The 18,518-nt window shown below is 45.2% G+C and carries 11 protein-coding genes; 2 read left to right on the forward strand and 9 right to left on the reverse strand.

What is annotated here, in order from left to right; translation table 11 throughout:
- Window positions 1-67: 67 nt before the first annotated feature.
- The 7 genes from DW640_RS10475 to DW640_RS10505 all read right to left on the reverse strand — a co-directional run bounded on the left by DW640_RS10475 (window position 68) and on the right by DW640_RS10505 (window position 12,250).
- Complete coding sequence (locus tag DW640_RS10475; RefSeq protein ID WP_117578050.1) at window positions 68-955, reverse strand: carbohydrate kinase; 888 nt, start codon at window positions 953-955, stop codon at window positions 68-70.
- 34 nt (window positions 956-989) lie between these two features.
- On the reverse strand, window positions 990-2,159 hold the full coding sequence (locus tag DW640_RS10480) for a sugar MFS transporter (protein WP_117578052.1): 1,170 nt from the start codon (window positions 2,157-2,159) through the stop codon (window positions 990-992).
- Between the two features lie 279 nt (window positions 2,160-2,438).
- Window positions 2,439-4,268, reverse strand: coding sequence for a DUF4980 domain-containing protein (locus tag DW640_RS10485; RefSeq protein ID WP_117578053.1), 1,830 nt, complete (start codon window positions 4,266-4,268; stop codon window positions 2,439-2,441).
- A 129-nt stretch (window positions 4,269-4,397) separates the two neighbouring features.
- Window positions 4,398-5,966, reverse strand: coding sequence for a glycoside hydrolase domain-containing protein (locus DW640_RS10490; protein WP_048698303.1), 1,569 nt, complete (start codon window positions 5,964-5,966; stop codon window positions 4,398-4,400).
- 18 nt (window positions 5,967-5,984) lie between these two features.
- Window positions 5,985-7,370, reverse strand: a complete 1,386-nt coding sequence (locus DW640_RS10495; RefSeq protein WP_008763287.1) for a DUF4960 domain-containing protein — start codon at window positions 7,368-7,370, stop codon at window positions 5,985-5,987.
- A 26-nt stretch (window positions 7,371-7,396) separates the two neighbouring features.
- Window positions 7,397-9,109, reverse strand: coding sequence for a RagB/SusD family nutrient uptake outer membrane protein (locus DW640_RS10500; RefSeq protein ID WP_008767780.1), 1,713 nt, complete (start codon window positions 9,107-9,109; stop codon window positions 7,397-7,399).
- Between the two features lie 27 nt (window positions 9,110-9,136).
- The gene (locus DW640_RS10505) at window positions 9,137-12,250 is read right to left on the reverse strand and encodes a TonB-dependent receptor (RefSeq protein WP_170848655.1); all 3,114 of its coding nucleotides are present in this window, start codon (window positions 12,248-12,250) and stop codon (window positions 9,137-9,139) included.
- Between the two features lie 311 nt (window positions 12,251-12,561).
- Between DW640_RS10505 and DW640_RS10510 the strand changes: the two genes are divergently transcribed.
- Window positions 12,562-13,434: an aldose 1-epimerase family protein gene (locus DW640_RS10510; protein WP_022469961.1), complete on the forward strand. Its 873-nt coding sequence runs from the start codon at window positions 12,562-12,564 to the stop codon at window positions 13,432-13,434.
- Between the two features lie 200 nt (window positions 13,435-13,634).
- Here DW640_RS10510 and DW640_RS10515 read toward each other — a convergent pair whose 3' ends face one another.
- The gene (locus DW640_RS10515; protein WP_117578055.1) at window positions 13,635-15,515 is read right to left on the reverse strand and encodes a DUF4980 domain-containing protein; all 1,881 of its coding nucleotides are present in this window, start codon (window positions 15,513-15,515) and stop codon (window positions 13,635-13,637) included.
- Between the two features lie 317 nt (window positions 15,516-15,832).
- Window positions 15,833-17,350, reverse strand: a complete 1,518-nt coding sequence (locus DW640_RS10520; RefSeq protein ID WP_225665788.1) for a TROVE domain-containing protein — start codon at window positions 17,348-17,350, stop codon at window positions 15,833-15,835.
- Between the two features lie 111 nt (window positions 17,351-17,461).
- Here DW640_RS10520 and DW640_RS10525 point away from each other — a divergent pair, with 111 nt between their 5' ends.
- Window positions 17,462-18,484 (forward strand): YafY family protein, encoded by a 1,023-nt coding sequence (locus tag DW640_RS10525; protein ID WP_117578057.1) that lies wholly within the window; start codon window positions 17,462-17,464, stop codon window positions 18,482-18,484.
- Window positions 18,485-18,518: the final 34 nt, after the last annotated feature.

The raw sequence follows: 18,518 nt of genomic DNA on the forward strand, positions 1-18,518 counted from the left end.
GTAAGATTTTATAGATATTGTTTGGAGAGGACTTAGAATTCACCCTCTTTTTGAATTTAAAGAGATTCTACAACAATCTGTCTTTCAGAATAACCGGAAGTTCGGGCATTGCACCGCTCTGCGTACAAACATAAGCGGAAACTTCGACAGCCAGCTTATGAGCTTCGGGAACAGACTTGCCGTTCAGAATGGAAGCACAGAAAGCAGCAGTAAAGGAATCCCCCGCTCCTACCGTATCGGCTACCGGAACCTTCGGCGTTTCCTGAAAAGAAACGACTCCCGGAGTAAACACATAACTACCATTGATACCGCAAGTAAGAATCAACATTTTCAGATTGTACTTGGCCAATAGAATCCAGCACTTATCCTGTAAGTCGATGCCCGGATAACCGAACATACGGCTGATTGTCACCAGTTCTTCATCGTTTATCTTCAGAATGTTGCAGCGTTTGAAAGACTCGCGCAATACTTCTTTCGTGTAGAAGTCCTGACGGAGGTTGATGTCGAATATCTTCAGCTGTCCGTCTATATCGGGCATTGTATCGAGGAATCGGTTAATTGTAGCACGGCTCACTTCATTGCGTTGAGCCAACGAACCGAAACAAACGGCACGCGTATTCAAAGCCAGCCGCTTCAGTTCGTCCGTGAAAGGAATGTTATCCCATGCCACTCCTTCTTTGATTTCGTAACAGGGCACCCCTTCGTCATCCAGTGTCACCTGCACCGTACCGGTAGGGTAATCCACCCGCTCGATCTGAGTTTTGAGTTGCTTTTCTTTGAATACTTTCATGATTTCATCTCCCAGTTCGTCATTGCCCACCGCACTTACTACACGGCTGTCGAAACCAAACTGTGAAACATGATAAGCGAAATTAGCCGGAGCACCGCCTATCTTCTTTCCTTCGGGCAATACATCCCATAATGCTTCGCCCATTCCTACAATTATATTATTCATGATCTACGGATTTAATTGTTTTCCAAATATAAAATTATTTTTTGATACGGAAGGTATAGAACAGCAAGTAAAGTACACCGACTGTCATCACAGCAATCGCACCATTCTGCCCCATAGAAGTATCCGAAGCAACTCCCATAGCCAACGGGAAAACGGTTCCTCCGAAGAGTCCCATAATCATCAGACCGGAAACTTCGTTTTTCTTTCCCGGCAGATAAAGCAATGCCTGCGAGAAAATAACAGAGAACACATTCGAATTACCAAAACCGATCAGAGCGATACAAGCGTAAATCACCGTCTTATCATGGAAGATGAACAACCCTACCATAGCAGCCAGCATCATAACAACACTGATACCGAAGAAAGATTTCGGAGACATCTGACGCAGGATGAATGATCCCAGAAAACAGCCTGCCGTACGGAAGATAAAATAGAGGCTGGTTGCAAAAGCAGCATCATCCAGTGTCATGCCGATACGTTCCATCAGAATCTTAGGCGCAGTAGTGTTTGTACCAACGTCGATACCAACGTGACACATGATTCCGATAAAACAAAGCAAGATAAACGGTTTGCCGAGCAATGCCAGGCACTGTCCGAAAGTGGAAGGTTTGCCTTCTTCCTTCTCTTCTTCAATCTGTGTCGCGTTGAGCAGCAGAATGGCAAGGATGGCTATTACCATATAAATAGGGAATAATACACGCCACCCCAGATCGAAAGAAGGAATCGCCTGCGTTGCTCCCCACATGGCAATGTACGGTGCAAGGAAAGAAGCGATCGCTTTCACAAATTGTCCGAAGGTAAGGCTGCTTGCCAGACGGTCACCACGAACAATATTGGAAAGAAGCGGGTTCAGTGAAGTCTGCATCAGTGCGTTTCCAATACCTAACAGGGAAAAAGAAATCAGCATCAGTGCGTAACTGTCCCCGAAGACAGGCAACAGTAAAGAAGCAAAAGTCACGATCAAACTGAGCAACACGGTTTTCTTCTGACCGATACGGCTCATCAGCATACCTGTCGGTACGGAGAAAATCAGAAACCAGAAGAACACCAATGAAGGGAAGATGTTTGCTTGTGAGTCTGTCAGACCCAGGTCTGCTTTTACATAATTGGAGGCAATACCCACCAGATCAACGAATCCCATGGCGAAGAAACAAAGCATCACCGGGACTAGCTTGGAGAGAGAAGCGTTTTTAGTATTTTCCATTGTTTTATCTATTATAATTTCGTATATTAGCACAGTAATTAATTTCCTTTCCCATTGATCCTTTTTCTTTTAGCCTCCTATTTTCTTTGCTTATCACGGCTGTGAACAGACCGTATCACAAGGGTGATAAGGCCTTATCACAGTAATGAACAGATCGTATCACGTAGGTGAAACGCTATCTATCTCCTATACATAAGGAGAACATAAAGGCATGTTAACGCACGGATAAAGGTATGTTAGCGTGTATCAAAAAGAGCGCAGGGAGAAGAAAGTCGTTTTTTATTTCTTTAGTTTGTAAACCACGAATGAATCTACTTTATAGGCGCCGCCTTTGCTGTAGAAGCTGATATGATTGTAAGGTTCCGAAGGGAATACCTGATTGGTCATAGCGAAGCGTCCACCGTCACCGAAAGCCTCTACACTTGATCTGTCTACAAACAGGCGGAGTTTCATTTCATCCTTATCCCCTATCGCAGTCCAAGTCAGCATCGGGAAGTTTTCGTTGAAACTTACCTCGCCACTCTTGCGACGGTCCATCGAGAATTTCTTCTCTTTCATGTCATACTGCATATCTACTTCTTCACCCTTGTCATTGTAGAGACGGAAACCGATGACTTCTGCCTGCTGATTCTTGAGGGATAATTCTATTTCGTAAGCACCTTCATTGTTCGGAATCAAATCTTTCACGATACGTGTTCCGTTAACCTTGAACGAGCGCTTTTTGGAAACGTCACGCAGTTTCAACAATTCGGGAGAAGGAGCGGATTGAAGATAAATCCCACCGTCGATGGCAAAGAGACTCAAATCACGAGGAACGGAGTTCGGACTACGATATTGAGAAGTTGGCACGTCATTTGCATATTGCCAGTTGCTCATCCATGCAATGGCGATACGGCGGTTGTCGGGGGCATCGCTCCAAGTAACTGTAGCATAATGGTCTTTTCCCCAGTCCATCCATTTCGTGACATTCGGCTGATTGTCACAACTAAATTTCTTGCCGTCGAAGCTACCGATAAAGTATTGAGTAGCGGAGTCACCGAAAGGACCGTCACCGAGGCTACAAAGCAATACCCATTTCTTTTCGTTGGTGCCCTCTACCGGAAGTTCGAATAAATCGGGGCATTCCCATACGTTGCCGTGAGCACCGTATCCTTCGCCGAAGCTGCTTTCAAATGCCCAGTCTTTCAGATTGGGAGAAGAGAAAATCTGCATTTCCTGTCCCACTGCGAGCACCATGATCCAGCGTTTTGTTGCTTCGTACCAAAAAACTTTCGGGTCGCGGAAGTCACGAGCTTCGGATACAAGTACGGGGTTGTTTTCGTATTTGGTGAAAGTGCGTCCGTTGTCAGTGCTATAAGCGATGCTTTGTACCTGACGGTCGCTGTTTTGTGTATAAATGGCGATGATTGCGCCTGCTCCGAAGCCGGCTGTATTGTTATGATCTACCACGGCAGAGCCGCTGAAGATAGTACCGAGCGCATCCGGTGCTATCGCAACGGTGCGGTGTTCCCAGTTTACGAGGTCTTTGCTGATAGCGTGTCCCCAGTTCATGTTTCCCCATTTGGAGCCATAAGGGTTGTACTGGTAAAAAAGATGGTATTCACCGTCTTTATAGACCATTCCGTTCGGGTCGTTCATCCATCCGTAAAGGGGAGAGAAGTGATAGGTCGGACGAAACTTTTCACGGTTGGTCGTATCGAAGGTGTCGGAGAGTTTCATTTCCTTGCAGCAAGCGGTATTATCCGGCGAAAGATTGACACGGATCGGATCGTTGGAGTTCATCTTGAACTTGAAAGAGACCGTTTTGCCGGAAAAGTCGGAAAGGTCTACCGGAACAAAGTAATCTACTTTATGTATGGCGAGACGCACGTCGAAGTTTTTCACCTCTTTATTATTAACGATCATGCTGATACGTACATCGGGAGACGCATCCTCTACGGGCAGAAGCAGGTACTTCTGGGAAGTATTGACACGTACAAGGCAATGACCTTCTCCCAGATTCTTAATCAGCAAAGGAGAATCCGCCGCTCGGGTTGAAACAGAAATAGTCATGAGAATAAAACAAATCAGAAAGGTCTGAAGTTGTTTGACAGGCAAAAATACATTCATGTTCTATGGTATTAAGGTTGTTATACTTTTGATAGTTGTTACAGTGCAAAGATAGGCGCTTCCAAGGTTAGCGCCTATCACTTTTGTTTCAAACGCTGTAAAAGATGTTACTTGCCGGTGTAGTTTTCATCAATAAGTGCTTACCTGAACGTCTGATACAGTTATTTCACCTTTATAACAGCAGAGTGACCACGGGTTCTTCTGCATTTGGTAGATACGGTTGGTGAAAGATAACTGGTCGTTGATATAAGTCACGCAGACGGACTGGTCACTGTAAATCGTCACACGATATTCATTATCTGCCGGAATATTGAATTTATTATCGAATAAGTATTTGGCATCGTCACCGTCTTTCTCAAAATTCGCTTTGCCTTCATCGGCATTGACATGGATACTATACCAGGAAGCGGAATCCGTTCCACGTACAAAAGAGATTCCGAAACGGTCCGTATTCGAAGCGGTCTTTACGGTGAAAGAAATCTTGTTATGTACTTTCAGACGGTTGAAGATGACGGAGGCACCTTCGCCCAAAGTATAGGTTTTACCGCTTTCGATCACGTTACCATCTTTTGCCATTACTTTCACTTCTTGTGCGGAAGTGTATTTACGGTCGATTGCATCGGGTACTCCGAGGGTTAAAGTACCGTCTTCGTGTTGAATCAGACGTTGTGCTACCAGATTGCCTGCCCATTCGGGTTCTACATCACCAACATTTCCATTATCATTTCCGGCACGTGTGGGACACCAACCCCAAATGTAGCGGTTTGTTCCGTCGGAAGCGGTCTTTCCGGCATAGAATGCGCGGCTGTCCAGCATTCCTTCACGATTGTCCGGCCATATTCCGGCATCATTGGCGGTAGTTGCTTTCAAATCTTCCAGCGTTCTGCCTTTGAAATATTGTACTTTACGCATGAAGGAAGCCTGTTCCGAATAAATCAGATACCACCAGTCCCCCATCTTGAATACATCCGGACATTCGTAGAAACGATCCCACATCATGGTCATAAAGGTTCCGGCAGATTCCCACTCTTTCAGGTCGGCAGAGGTAAATTCGGCGATATGCCCTTTTCCGTTCTTGCGGGTAGCGATCAGCATGTGATACACACCGTCTTCGGTCTGGAACAGGAACGGGTCACGGAAGTCATTCTTGTCATAACCATACGTATCTCCTTTCAGGTAGAAGGTACGGTTCTTGGTCCATGTCTTGAAATCGGGAGAAGTAGCTACCATCACTACCTGAGCATTCTGGTCGGAAGAAGGCTTGAACTTATTACCGGTGTAGAAGGTATAATACAGTTTGTCGGCAGGGTTATAGATCGTTCCTCCTGTGCCGATGGCAGCATCCTGTTCGTCACGCCCTCCGCAGGAAATCAGTTCGCCGAGAGATTCGTAAGTAGCACCGTCTTTGGTAGCCACCCCGAAAATGGGATGGTACGTAGCTTCGGGGTTCGGACGGTAATCTTGCAGGTACATCACTTTAAAGTCCTTGGCAACCGGATCATAGAATGGCATCGGGTCACCTACAAAGCCGACCTGTGGCTTATAGTACATCGAGAAGCCATGCTCATCACTCGATTGGAAGTATGTGGCTGTACCGTCCCAGTCTTTCTGAGTCAAGATGGGGTCAGTCTCGTCACTGCAAGCAGTCATCGAAGCTATCAGTGCGGTAAATGCTATAGGTAAGATCATATTTTTCATCATTGTTGCTTATTCTTTTTATTTACACAAGTAGTTGATTGCATTGAGAGTCATTTGCTCTACGTTGTAGTGATAGTAGTCGGCAGAAGCGTCTACTCCCTTGCCGTACCAATCATAGCAGCCGGAACCGATACAGAGCGTACGTCCGCTATTGGAACGCGGTTCAAATTCGGCAATGACTACCGCCCCGTCGCCTCCATGTGCCAAATCGATTCCTCCTGTCAGGTTACGCCATGCGTTCAGGTCGTCATAACCTCCCCAGTCTGTCCCGATATGCCACTGCGCTGTGCTATTGGTGATCGCATAGCCGGCATCACAGGTATAGACTGTCGACTTGTCTCCATCTTTCCATCTTAAATCCTGGAATAACGGATGTGATTCGCTACCAGTAATCAGGAAGCTCCACGGAGCAGAGGTGATTTCGGGCGAGTCTTCGTTTCCTCCCCAGCTATTGTTCGGTACACGCTCGTCTTTGGCGATGCCGAGATTGGCGATATAGAAAGTAGCGTAACGGGTCAGCAGCAGATTACCACCATTCTGATAGTAGACTTTAAACTTCTCCGCTGCCGCTTTCGCGTCATCCGGCAAAGGAGGATTGTCACCATTGTCTGCGTGGAAATGCCACCAGATAGCGGTATATTTACCTAAATCCACTTTTCCGTCCACTACATCCTTGAATGAGATATATTCGGACATCGATACATTATCCATCATCCATTGGGCAGCGGCTTTCTCTTCGGGACTCGTCAGAAGGCTGACGGAAGAAGCCGTACCGACAAAGGCAGTCGGAATCACATTTCCCTGAGTAACCGTTACCACATAAGGAGTTACTGCCGAACGGTAAGTTGCCGTGTAAGTAACGGGGTTCGTAAAGTCCTGAATACTTCCGGATGCCGGAGTCACGGTAGCTCCGTCCGTTACGGTAAACGTACCTTTCAACTGAGTGATATCCACTGTCAGCGGAACGACTACAGAAATGGTTTTCGATAACTGGTCTACCTTTCCTACATAAGTATCATTCAATTTGAAGGTCAGTATCTTCGCCTCATCTCTCTTCACAGTAATCGTGTAGCTCATTTGTACATCGCCATTCTTCACCGTCAAAGATACGGGAAGAGAAAAGTCGATTGTCTCACCGATAGCGATGCTAGCCTTGGCTCCTTCGGAAAGATTCATTTCTGTGACCACCATGCGGGTAATATCGTAATCGTAGGGCACTCCTACTACGATTGCCTTATTCTGATAGTCGACAGTTCCTGCGTATTCATCCAGCCGGATAGAGTTCACCCAAACATCTCCGTCCAGACGAAGGCCGGATTTGAAGTCATCACTACATCCTGTGACTGTAAGGCATGCCACAGTCACCAACAGGATAGTATAAAGTTGTTTTATGATTGATTTCATTGTATTCTTTGTTTTAAGATGGTTAGTTACCAACCGAAATTCTGTGTATAATTTCCATTACTTGCGCTGATCTGTTCGAATGGAACAGGAAGATATTCGTTCTTATTTTCCGTAAAGCCCGCATTCTTGTAGATAGAGCAACGGGATGCTTCCGTCACGTAATAAGCATTGATGACATCTTTGGCTTCTCCCCATCTTACAAGGTCAAAGAAACGTGAGCTTTCCATACCGAACTCTACGCGGCGTTCCCATTTCAGCATTTTCATGGCTTCGTCCTGAGCGTAAGCTTTCAGGTCGTAAGGAGTCACTTTGAAGTTCACTCCGTAGTCTTCTTTATAATTGAAGATCAGCATGGTGCTTCCGGCAGCACGGCTGCGTACCTCATTGATTAATGAGATGGCATCGGTGATACGTCCGTCGTTCAACTGAATCAGTGCTTCGGCACGCATCAGCAATACATCTGCATAACGGATCACAATGTGATTCAGAGAACTGGCCCAATAAGAACCTTTCTTCAGACAGTCACAATCGGGATCTACATTCTCTTTGAGAGAAACATAATATCCATAAAGTCCCTTGCTGCGGCTCCAGTCATCATTCTTCTGGATGATGTAACCTTCGTTGTACTTATAAGGAAAGCCCGGCATACCCACCGTATGGAACAGACGGGGATCGACATTGTCCGTAGCCACTTCGTAATTCTCATTGTCGTAGGTACTGAACAAGGGCTTTCCCTGCGAATCGGTTTTGAAAGCATTCACTAGATTCTGGCTCGGCTTATGGAAGTCGCAGCAGCCCAGTATCTGCGGAGTGGTCAGTCCCATTCCCCAATTCAGGTTACCGTTATAAGTACCGTCGTTGATGGAATACTGAATGGCCCATACAGACTCTGCACCGTTTTCGTATTGCGGCAGGAAGTTCATACTGTAGTCCGTTTCCAGTCCGTAACCGCCTTTAGCCATGATCAGGGGATCGGTGTATTTCACGACCTGTTTCAGGTCTTCTTCGTTGATTCCGGTAAGGGCATTATCGGCTCCGTCCTGGCGGTAAGCTTTATACAGGTAAGTTTTTGCAAGGTAAGCAGCAGCGGCTGCCTGTGCAGGGCGTCCTTTTTCTATTTGTACTTCCGGCAGGTTGTCGTAGGCAAACTGGAAGTCGTCTGCTATCTTTTGCCATTGCTCGTCATTGGTATAAGTGGTATTCGACAGTTCATTGTAAGCATCCGGTTCCATGTTTTCATCGTTTACAATAACGATCTTCTTGAACAGCTGTTTCAACATGAAGTGAGCGTGTCCGCGCAGGAATCTCATTTCGGCAATGCGCTGGTTCTTCAACGGATAGGTCTTTTCATCCATTTGGTCGAGTGATTGCAGAGCTGTGTTGGCACGGGTGATGCATTGATACAGTCTTTTCCATATATCATTGATATTCCAGTCGGTGGTATTGATACCTTTGGATATTTCCAGTGCGTTGAACACACCGCCGTCTTCTGTTCCCGAACCGCCTTTATAGCAATCGTCGGAACGTACATCATAATTCCAGAGAGAGAAGGAAGAGTTGATATCATCACCTGTCGCCCAGATGGCGTAGGCAGAAATCACCAGATTATCTACATATTCGGGAGAAGCGATCTGATCACCGGTCACAATACCCTGAGGAACCTGACGGTCCAAAAAATCGTCACAACTGGTTGTCAGCAAGGTAATTCCGATTGTTGCTATATATATTATCTTTTTCATGATCATTCGTTTTATTGATGAAGTAAGTTAAAATCCGATGTTAAGTCCGAACGTGATATTCACAGGGATCGGATAAGAAAAGTTCGGGTTCTCCGGATCTTCTCCGGTAAAATTCTTGCTCTTGATGGTCAGCAGATTCTGTGCACTGCAATAGAAACGCAAGCGGTCCATTCTCATTTTTTTGGAGATAACAGCGGGAACGGTGTATCCTAACTGGATATTACGCAGTTTCAGGAAAGAACCGTTTTCTACGAAGTAAGTAGAGACACGCTGTTCATTGTTCGTATCACTGCGGGTCAATGCCGGAATATCAGAGTTTGGGTTCGTAGGTGACCAGGCATTAAGCAAACGGGTTCCCTTATTCAGGAAACCGACATTGGAAGCACTCCAAAAATCGCTTTTCTTCTTCACGTCACTGATTATATCCACTCCCTGAACGCCTTGCCAGAACATTGTCAGATCGAAGTTCTTATATTCCAGATAAATATTCAATCCGTAGCTGAAAGAGGGAGTAGGATCATAAATCCAGTTCTGATCTCTTTCGTCAATCACACCGTTATGGTCAATATCACGGTAACGGATACGGCCGACAGCAGCGCCTTCTTGAGTAGCATGGTTGTCTACTTCATCCTGCGACTTAAAAATGCCATCAGCAATGTAACCGACTTGTGCGCCGTAAGTATGTCCGACTACACTCTTCACACCATTACCACCAAACTTGCCGTTGGCAGCTACCGTTTCCGGCAATTCAAGAATTTCATTCCGATAAGTGGATATGTTTCCGTTCAGGTCGTAAGTCAGTCCAAAGGCAGTCTTGTTACGATAACCCAGATTAAATTCAAAACCCTGGTTTTTCATTGCACCCGAATTTATCCAACGGCTGCCGCCTTCTCCCAGCACTCCTACTCCTGCCATTTCAGTCAGGATATCTGTTGTTTTCTTGTAGTAGTATTCCAGTGAACCGTACAGTGATTGCTTGAACAGGCTGAAGTCGATACCGACATTGGTCTGTGTCGTTGTTTCCCATTTGATATTGTCGTTACCGATCTGGTTGCGTTTGAAACCGGAAGGAAGTACACCGCCACCGTTAGAACCTGTGATATCGTATGCCGTACCGTAGCTCTGTCCGCCGAAAGAATCGGTTGTACCATAGTTAGGTGCATAGATAGTATAACGGGCAAGGTTGGAGATTTCCTGATTACCGGTCTGTCCCCACGAAGCACGCAATTTCAGATCATCAAGCCAGGTCAGTTCTTTCATGAAGTTCTCCTGTGTGATGCGCCATCCCAAAGATACGGAAGGGAAAGTGGCATAACGGTGGTTTTTACCGAACCGGGAAGAACCGTCCCGACGGAGAGTTAACGAAAGCAGATATCTATCGGCATAAGAATAGTTCATTTTGCCGAAGAAAGAGACGAGTGAATAACCTTCACCGGCACCGTATGCCTGTGCCGTGCCACTACCTGCATCGGGCCACATATAGTCGGGGGTAAGGATAGAGAAGTCTTCTTTGTATCCGGAGAAATGGCTGTCGTCTTCACGGTTCAACTCCATACCTACCATTACATCTCCACGATGTTTGCCTACTTCCAGTTGGTAGGTAGCAATGGCGTTCCACATCCATTTCGTCCAGTGTTCCTGCTTGGCTTCCACTGCGCTCTTGCCATTATTGGTCTGCGTTCCTTCCTGATAAGGATAAGTGAAGTAACGTGCCTGCTTGTTGGCATAGTCCAGACCGAAAGTGGAACGTAGATTGAATCCCTTGAAAGGAGTCAGATTGACATAGGCATCACCGAACATACGCCAGTAAGTGTATCGGTTGTCTTTATTGTATTCAAGTACGGCACGAGGGTTACGACGGTCGGGCCATCCGCCTACCGGTCCGCCCCATGAACCATCCGAAGCATATACGGGAATAGCGGAAGGAATGTCCAGTGCGGTTTCAATAATTCCACCCGGAGCCTGCACTTCCGACGTGCGATTTAATGTAAAATGCTGACCGATGGTCAGGATATCATCAATCAACTTATAATCGCTGTTCATACGAGCCGAGAAACGGTCGAAGTCCGTGTCTTTGATAACACCCAGATTCTTGTAATATCCCAGAGAAAAGAAAGAAGAACCTTTCTCCGAACCGTTGCTGACGGAAAGATTGTATTGCTGAATAACACCAGTACGAGTGATCTCGTCAAACCAGTCTGTGTCCGCCACAGGCATTGTATTCTTTGAATCCAGGTATTTGGAAAGAGTCATTCCGTATAATACCGGATTGCCGTCGGCATTATATCCCCAATTGTAAGCATATCCCAAAGCATTACCGTTCGGATTTTCACCGTCGTTCACGTAGGCTTGCCACATAGCTCGTCCGTATTGCTCAGTGTTCAGTACGTTCATTTTACTCTGATACATGGAGGCGGAAACAGAAGCGTCGAAATTGATTTTGATCTGTCCTTTCTTTCCTTGTTTGGTAGTAATGATGATCACGCCGTTCGCTGCACGCGAACCGTAGATAGAAGCGGATGCGGCATCTTTCAAAACCTGAATGGATTCAATATCATTACCATTCAGTTCGTGCATACCGGCTTTGGTAGGAACACCGTCGATTATATAAAGCGGGTCGTTATTGTTCAGCGTACCGATACCGCGGATACGTACGGTAGCCGATCCACTCGGATTACCATCAGCGGTGATGTTCATTCCGGGGACACGTCCCTGAAGGGCTTTCACCGGATTGTTTTCACCTTGCTTCTGGATTTCGTCTACTTTTACTACAGAAACAGCACCTGTCAGGTCGGCTTTACGCTGTGTAGTATAACCTGTTACGACAACTTCATCTACCATCTGGGTATCTTCTTCCAGTAGTACATTAACGATAGCAGCCGCTTTTACGGTCACCGGTTTATAACCAATATACGTAATCTTTAAAGTAGAGTTGACCGGAACTGAAAGAGTGAAATTACCATCGAAGTCTGTAATTGTTCCGTTGGTTGTAGCTGTAGTTTCAACGACAGAAGCACCGATAATCGGTTGCCCATCCGTTTTAGAAGTAACGTTTCCCTTCACCGTTATGTTTTGCCCCCACAGGGCCGACATGAAAGCAAACAGGAAACAAACGCTGCAAAGAAGTTTTTTGTTCTTCATGATACCAGGCATTAGTTTAATGTTATTAATTTAAAAGTACGAATTTTCTCTTTTCGATGATGCAAATTACGGTTGATTTAAGTCAACCGACTGAAAAAAATGTTTCAAATGCTGTAAGATATGTTGCATAGAACGCTATTTTATAGGGTTTTATAAGAATAATTCTCCATCATAAGAAAGTCGGGATTATATTCTCTCTCAATCATAGAAAATACTACCTTTGTATAGTAATTTAAGTCCTTGTAAAAAGGGATATTATTCATATAACAAGCATATAATCACTCAAAGTAACCAACAGAAAACTGAATGATATGAAAACAATCTCCAACGAACAACTTACTATTCAGGTATCTCCGCATGGAGCCGAACTTTGCAGTATCTTCGCCAATGGGAAAGAGTATCTGTGGCAAGCCGACCCTGCTTTTTGGAAACGCCACTCTCCTGTACTTTTCCCGATTGTAGGAAGTGTGTGGGAAAACCAGTATCGTAATGAAGGTATCGCTTATACATTGAGTCAACACGGCTTTGCCCGCGATATGGAATTTACTCTTGTTTCAGAGAAAGAAGACGAAGTACGATACCGCCTTGTCAGTAATGAAGAGACATTATGGAAATTTCCTTTCCCGTTTTGTCTGGAAATAGGTTATCGTATTCAGGGTAAGCAGATCGAGGTTATATGGGAAGTTAAGAATACCGGAGAAAAAGAAATGTATTTTCAAATCGGTGCGCATCCTGCATTCTATTGGCCGGATTTTAATGCAGATACACAGAATCGTGGTTTCTTCGGTTTTGACAAGGAAGAAGGATTGAAGTATATCCTCATTTCAGAAAAAGGATGTGCAGATCCTTCCACTGAATATTCTCTGGAACTTACAGACGGGTTATTGCCATTGGATACACATACTTTCGATAAAGATGCTTTGATAATAGAGAATGAGCAAATCCATAAAGTGACCCTTTATACCAAGGAAAAGAAAGCTTATTTAAGCCTGCACTTTCATGCTCCCGTAGTCGGTCTATGGTCTCCGCCTGCAAAGAATGCCCCTTTTGTCTGCATCGAACCGTGGTACGGTCGCTGCGACCGCGCACATTACACAGGCGAATACAAAGACAAAGGCTGGATGCAACACCTGCAACCGAAAGAAACTTTCAAAGGAGGGTATACGATTGAGATCAATGAATAAGTAATGACAACCTATTCTGCGAATAGATTAAACACAGAACAGCTGCCGAACCTCACGGACGGCAGCTGTCAAACACCTAATCTACAAAACCTAACTTAAAAACTAACTCATAAATCTAATCTATGAAATACAGATGATACAAGTGATAAACACTTGATTATATTCTTGATAAATACCTACTGAAAAACAAATCTATCCTTTTATAAACCTAACCTATGCACACTGAATGAATCGACTGCGAATGTACCGCCCTTACTGTAAAAACACATACGATTGTACGGCTCTGTAGGGAAAATCAGATTAGTCATCGCTATCTTCCCACCATCCAGAAATATTTCTACCGAACACTTATCAACAAAGACATCCAGTTTGTATTCATCTTCCTTTTTGATAGGTGCCCATGTAGCCAATGCGAAATCATCTATATAATTGATAGAAATCGTCTTCCGTCGATCGTGCGCCTCGATCTCGTGCGGAGAGCTGTTTTTCCCGAAATCTACGATGCCGCTTTTCGTACGGTCCATCACCAGTTTCTTTTCCGGAAGATTAAGGTAAATATCCACCTTCTCTCCCTTGTCATTGAAAAGACTGAATCCCATAATTTCCGCCTTTCCAGTTTTGATGTTCAGAGAAAGCTCATAAGCTCCTTTATTATCAGTCAATAAAGATTCGATGTGATAATCCTTGTCTACCGTGAAAGACGGAATATCCTTGCTTTCTTTTCGTAAGTTCTTAGTTTCCGCTACCGGTGCGGCGGAAAGATAAATATCATTATCCTGTGTATAGAGTCCCAATTCACGGGGCAGCGCATTGGCACTACGGAACTGCCGGGTCGGAACGATATTGCAATACTGCCAGTTGCTCATCCAAGGCACTGCCACCACACGGTCTCCCGTATTTGAGAAACAGACAGTAGCATAGTGATCTTTCCCCCAGTCCAGCCATTTCGTGACATTCGGCTGATTGTCACAAATAAATTTTGTGCCGTCAAAGTCACCGATAAAATATTCAGTAGCGCTCCCTCCGAAGTAACATCCCGGATTTACATTGACAATCAATGCCCATTTCTTATGGTTGATATCGCCATCTACAGGCAGTTCCACCATATCCGGACATTCAAACTGACAGGGTTGCACACCGTATCCTTCGCCAAAGCTACTCAGGTAGTTCCAGTCTTTCAGATTTTGGGAGTCATAGAAACGCATTTCCTTATCGGCAGAGACAATCATCACCCATTTACTCTCCGGTGCATACCAGAAGACTTTCGGGTCACGGAAATCTTTCAGACCATCGGAAGGACGCAGGACAGGATTCTTTTCGTATTTAGTAAATGTCCGTCCGTTGTCTTTGCTATAAGCCAGACACTGAATCTGTCCGTTCTTATCGCTGGCAGAAGTATAGTAAGCGAGGATGGAACCTGCCCCGTAGCCCGCCACATCCTCCTGATCGACAATAGAACTGCCGGAAAAGATATGCCCTAATGTATCACGGGCAATGGCAGGCGCCAGATGTTCCCAATGCATCAGGTCCTTGCTGACTGAATGTCCCCAATGCATATTTCCCCATTTGGAGCCATAAGGGTTATGCTGATAATACAAATGATACTCTCCATCTTTATATACCAATCCGTTTGCATCATTCATCCAGCCATAAAGGGGAGTATGATGGTAGACAGGACGGAATTTATCCGTATTGGCAGTATCAAACGTATCGGATAATCTGATTTCTTCCCAGCAGAGGGCGTCTTTCGATTTCCTTTGAATGCGCAAAGTGGCTGCCTTTGTATCAGCCGGCAAGGCAAAGGGAACAAAATAATCGACCTTTGTCTGTGCCAGACGGATATCCATATCGGTATCCGTTGCATTCCCCGTATCGAGCCGCACCTGACTTTCATCGGCTTCTTCCTCGATGGGGAGTAATATATAATGGGTAGGATGAATGATGTGGACGATTGTCAGGCTATCACCTTTCTGTTCAAGGGTGAATGTGCTTTTGGTTGACTGGCAATAGGTCAGTCCAAAGGAAACAGCCAGTGCGAGTGCGGCACCTTTACATTGTTTTATCCAAGAAGTTGTTTTCATGGTAACAGGATATTCAGAGTTATACGAGTGTTAGTCAAAAATAGACGAAGGCAAAGATAGGGGCTATCTTCACCTTCGTCTATAAACTTTGTTTCAAAGAGTAACACTTTTGATACATCATTGAAAAAAGGGAGCTACAGGCATATAGAAAAGCAGAAGTAACAGGCGAAAAGAGAAATGGGGCACGTCAATGCCGGAGTCGAACCGGATAGTCTTGCTGATTTTACAACTCCACTATTCCTCCCCTAAAATGAGACGAAGTAACTCTTCTCTACGACACTTGTTTCTTTCGTAAACCGGAATCCTGAGAACTCCGGTTATACTACTATCTTTTTTATCTCCTGCAACGCATCATTTCCCTTGTCGATTGCAGACAAAATATCAAATATCTTATCCGACCATCCCGCTATTAAAAATACATCGTCACGAGTGATACCCAGCGGAGTGTTGCCATATCCGCTTAAGTCAAACAGATACAACTTAGCTACCGGACAAATTTTCTTGTACTTCCTCCACAAATCCGTTATCTGCAAGTCACTATGGCTATTCCACAACTGACAGTCAGTGAACATCATTATCTTATCCATCTGCGCCTTTCGGTCTATTAGGTCTTTGATAACCAAATACCCGTTTGTAGAGTATCCCACTTCACCTTCCCTTTTATAGAAAGCATCGACATTGGACAAGATACCCGTATCGGGCAGATTGATAATCTTCCATCTATCGCCAAAGATACCCGTCATCACCTGTTTGCAACGTGACTTCAACAACATTCCCAGCAGCAAACCGATGTCATAGTACAATACTTTACTCTTTGCCGAAACCGGACACTGCATGGAACCGGATACGTCACAGGCTATCAGCACACGGGTAGATTCATCAAATCCGGTAATATTGCGGGCAGACACCTGCACGGCACGTTCCAAAGCCGTCATCAACATCGTAGCATAGAGCGAAGGAGTCTTCGACAACTCACGGTAAGCAGCCAAAAAGCGGAAAGGCAACTGCCTGGAGTTTTCAACCGCCTTTTCGGAAGACAGCCTCTTCCCTACTGTCAGAATATGGTCTGCAGAAACTTCCGCTTCCAGTATATTCCTCAGATTGCGCAGCAAAGCCATGTATCCTAGTTTACCACTGTCTATCAATTCTTCCCATTTGGCACGGAAAGCTTTTCGCCGTTCTTCTTCCGTAGCAAAGGTACACTGACCTAAAGCTGACAATTCTGTCTCCCAAGTATAGGGAACCGGAAGATTATCATTGACTATTCCATTGAAAATTTCCTGTTGCCGTTCATCTTTCGCTTTCGGGTGCACAAGAAACAAGGCATCTTTCAGACAAACTTCTGCCGAACGGTTATATTTGGCAAACTGGTACGCATCGAATGTATTGAATGCATCCTGTAGCCCTGCCTGCAACTGTTTGGAAAGACGGTTCAGTTTCTTTGTCCCCGTCCGCCGGTTTGCCTGCTGATAACAGGCCAGCAGTTCGGTGATTTCATCGGCACGCCGAACGGTACGGGCAGTTACCCGCTTCACCAGATTGTCGCCCTGATGGATACGCGCCAGTTCTACCGCCATCACCAAAGGGATGGAACGCAGGTTCATCGTTTCTCTTGCGTACGCCGCCAGTTGCGCCACAAACAAAGGATCACATTTTCCGATCAGCGTACGGACCCTTTCTATTCTCTCTTCCGCCTGCTCATAGAAACTGTTGTTCAATGAAGTAGTTACCACGGATGTGTACAATTCCCATTCGGGTGTCAGCCGGTAAGCCGGTGCCGATTCTTTGTTCAGCACTTTATTCATTCCTTTATTTATCCAGTTAAACTTCATCATTTATACTCTTTATTTGTTTTCTTTTGCAAAGATACGGGGGTGGGTACGCAGCCTTTTTGCGTACCTCAAATTATTTTTCTACTTTTGGAGAAAATCTTTATACTTCCGCCTATGCCGGTCAATAGAAATGCCTTGATTCGTTATAAAACGATTGATAACTGTCTGCGTAATCCTTATCGTCGCTGGACACTGGAAGACTTGGTAGATGCCTGCTCGGATGCCCTTTACGAATATGAAGGAATCGACAAGGGAATCAGCAAACGTGCCGTACAAATGGATATACAGATGATGCGCAGCGAGAAGCTGGGTTATAACGCACCGATTGTGGTATACGAAAACAAGTATTACAAGTACGAAGACCCGGAATACAGCATCACACAAACTCCGCTGAACGAACAGGACCTGAAAACGATGTCGGAAGCCGTGGAAGTTCTGCGGCAGTTCAAGGGTTTCTCCTACTTCACGGAGATGAGTGAGATTGTGAACCGGCTGGAAGATCACGTAGCCTCCGCCCGAATGAAGACGACTCCGGTCATCGACTTCGAAAAGAACGAATCTCTGAAAGGGCTGGATTATCTGGATTCCATTTACCATGCCATCGTCAACGAACATCCCCTGCAACTTAAATACCGTTCGTTCAAGGCCCGTTCGGCAAACAGCTTCATCTTCTATCCTTATCTATTAAAGGAATATCGCAACCGTTGGTTCGTATTTGGAGTCAGAAAAAGCGGACGGATATTGCAGAATCTGGCTCTGGACAGAATCCATTCATTAGAGGTGTTATCGCGGGAACCCTTTATAAAGAATACATTCTTCGACCCGAACACATTCTTTGACGACTTGGTAGGGGTGACCAAAAACTCCGGAAGCAAAGCCGAGAAGGTCGGTTTTAAAGTAGCCGCCAACGAAGCCCCCTACATCCTGACCAAACCGATACACCACAGCCAACGAACCATAGAAACATTGGAAGACGGAAGTGTGATTCTTGAAATAGAAGTAGTCATCAACCATGAACTGGAACGGGTATTCTTCGGATATGCCAACGGAATACAAGTTCTTTATCCGCAGACACTGGTGGAGCTAATAGAAAAGAAATTAAGGAGGGCGGTAGAACAATACGAAAAGCCCAAGTGAGTTACATTCGGATAAAAAGCAAGTAACCGGACCA

The sequence above is a fragment of the Bacteroides sp. AM23-12 genome (assembly GCF_003434395.1).
GTDB lineage: Bacteria > Bacteroidota > Bacteroidia > Bacteroidales > Bacteroidaceae > Bacteroides > Bacteroides thetaiotaomicron.

What these genes read in the sequence shown, in the direction of transcription:
- DW640_RS10500 (WP_008767780.1), bottom strand. Translation starts at nt 9,109, where the DNA reads ATGAAAAAGATAATATATATAGCAACAATCGGAATTACCTTGCTGACA.
- DW640_RS10480 (WP_117578052.1), bottom strand. Translation starts at nt 2,159, where the DNA reads ATGGAAAATACTAAAAACGCTTCTCTCTCCAAGCTAGTCCCGGTGATG.
- DW640_RS10515 (WP_117578055.1), bottom strand. Translation starts at nt 15,515, where the DNA reads ATGAAAACAACTTCTTGGATAAAACAATGTAAAGGTGCCGCACTCGCA.
- DW640_RS10520 (WP_225665788.1), bottom strand. Translation starts at nt 17,350, where the DNA reads ATGATGAAGTTTAACTGGATAAATAAAGGAATGAATAAAGTGCTGAAC.
- DW640_RS10475 (WP_117578050.1), bottom strand. Translation starts at nt 955, where the DNA reads ATGAATAATATAATTGTAGGAATGGGCGAAGCATTATGGGATGTATTG.
- DW640_RS10495 (WP_008763287.1), bottom strand. Translation starts at nt 7,370, where the DNA reads ATGAAATCAATCATAAAACAACTTTATACTATCCTGTTGGTGACTGTG.
- DW640_RS10510 (WP_022469961.1), top strand. Translation starts at nt 12,562, where the DNA reads ATGAAAACAATCTCCAACGAACAACTTACTATTCAGGTATCTCCGCAT.
- DW640_RS10505 (WP_170848655.1), bottom strand. Translation starts at nt 12,250, where the DNA reads ATGAAGAACAAAAAACTTCTTTGCAGCGTTTGTTTCCTGTTTGCTTTC.
- DW640_RS10525 (WP_117578057.1), top strand. Translation starts at nt 17,462, where the DNA reads ATGCCGGTCAATAGAAATGCCTTGATTCGTTATAAAACGATTGATAAC.
- DW640_RS10485 (WP_117578053.1), bottom strand. Translation starts at nt 4,268, where the DNA reads ATGAATGTATTTTTGCCTGTCAAACAACTTCAGACCTTTCTGATTTGT.
- DW640_RS10490 (WP_048698303.1), bottom strand. Translation starts at nt 5,966, where the DNA reads ATGAAAAATATGATCTTACCTATAGCATTTACCGCACTGATAGCTTCG.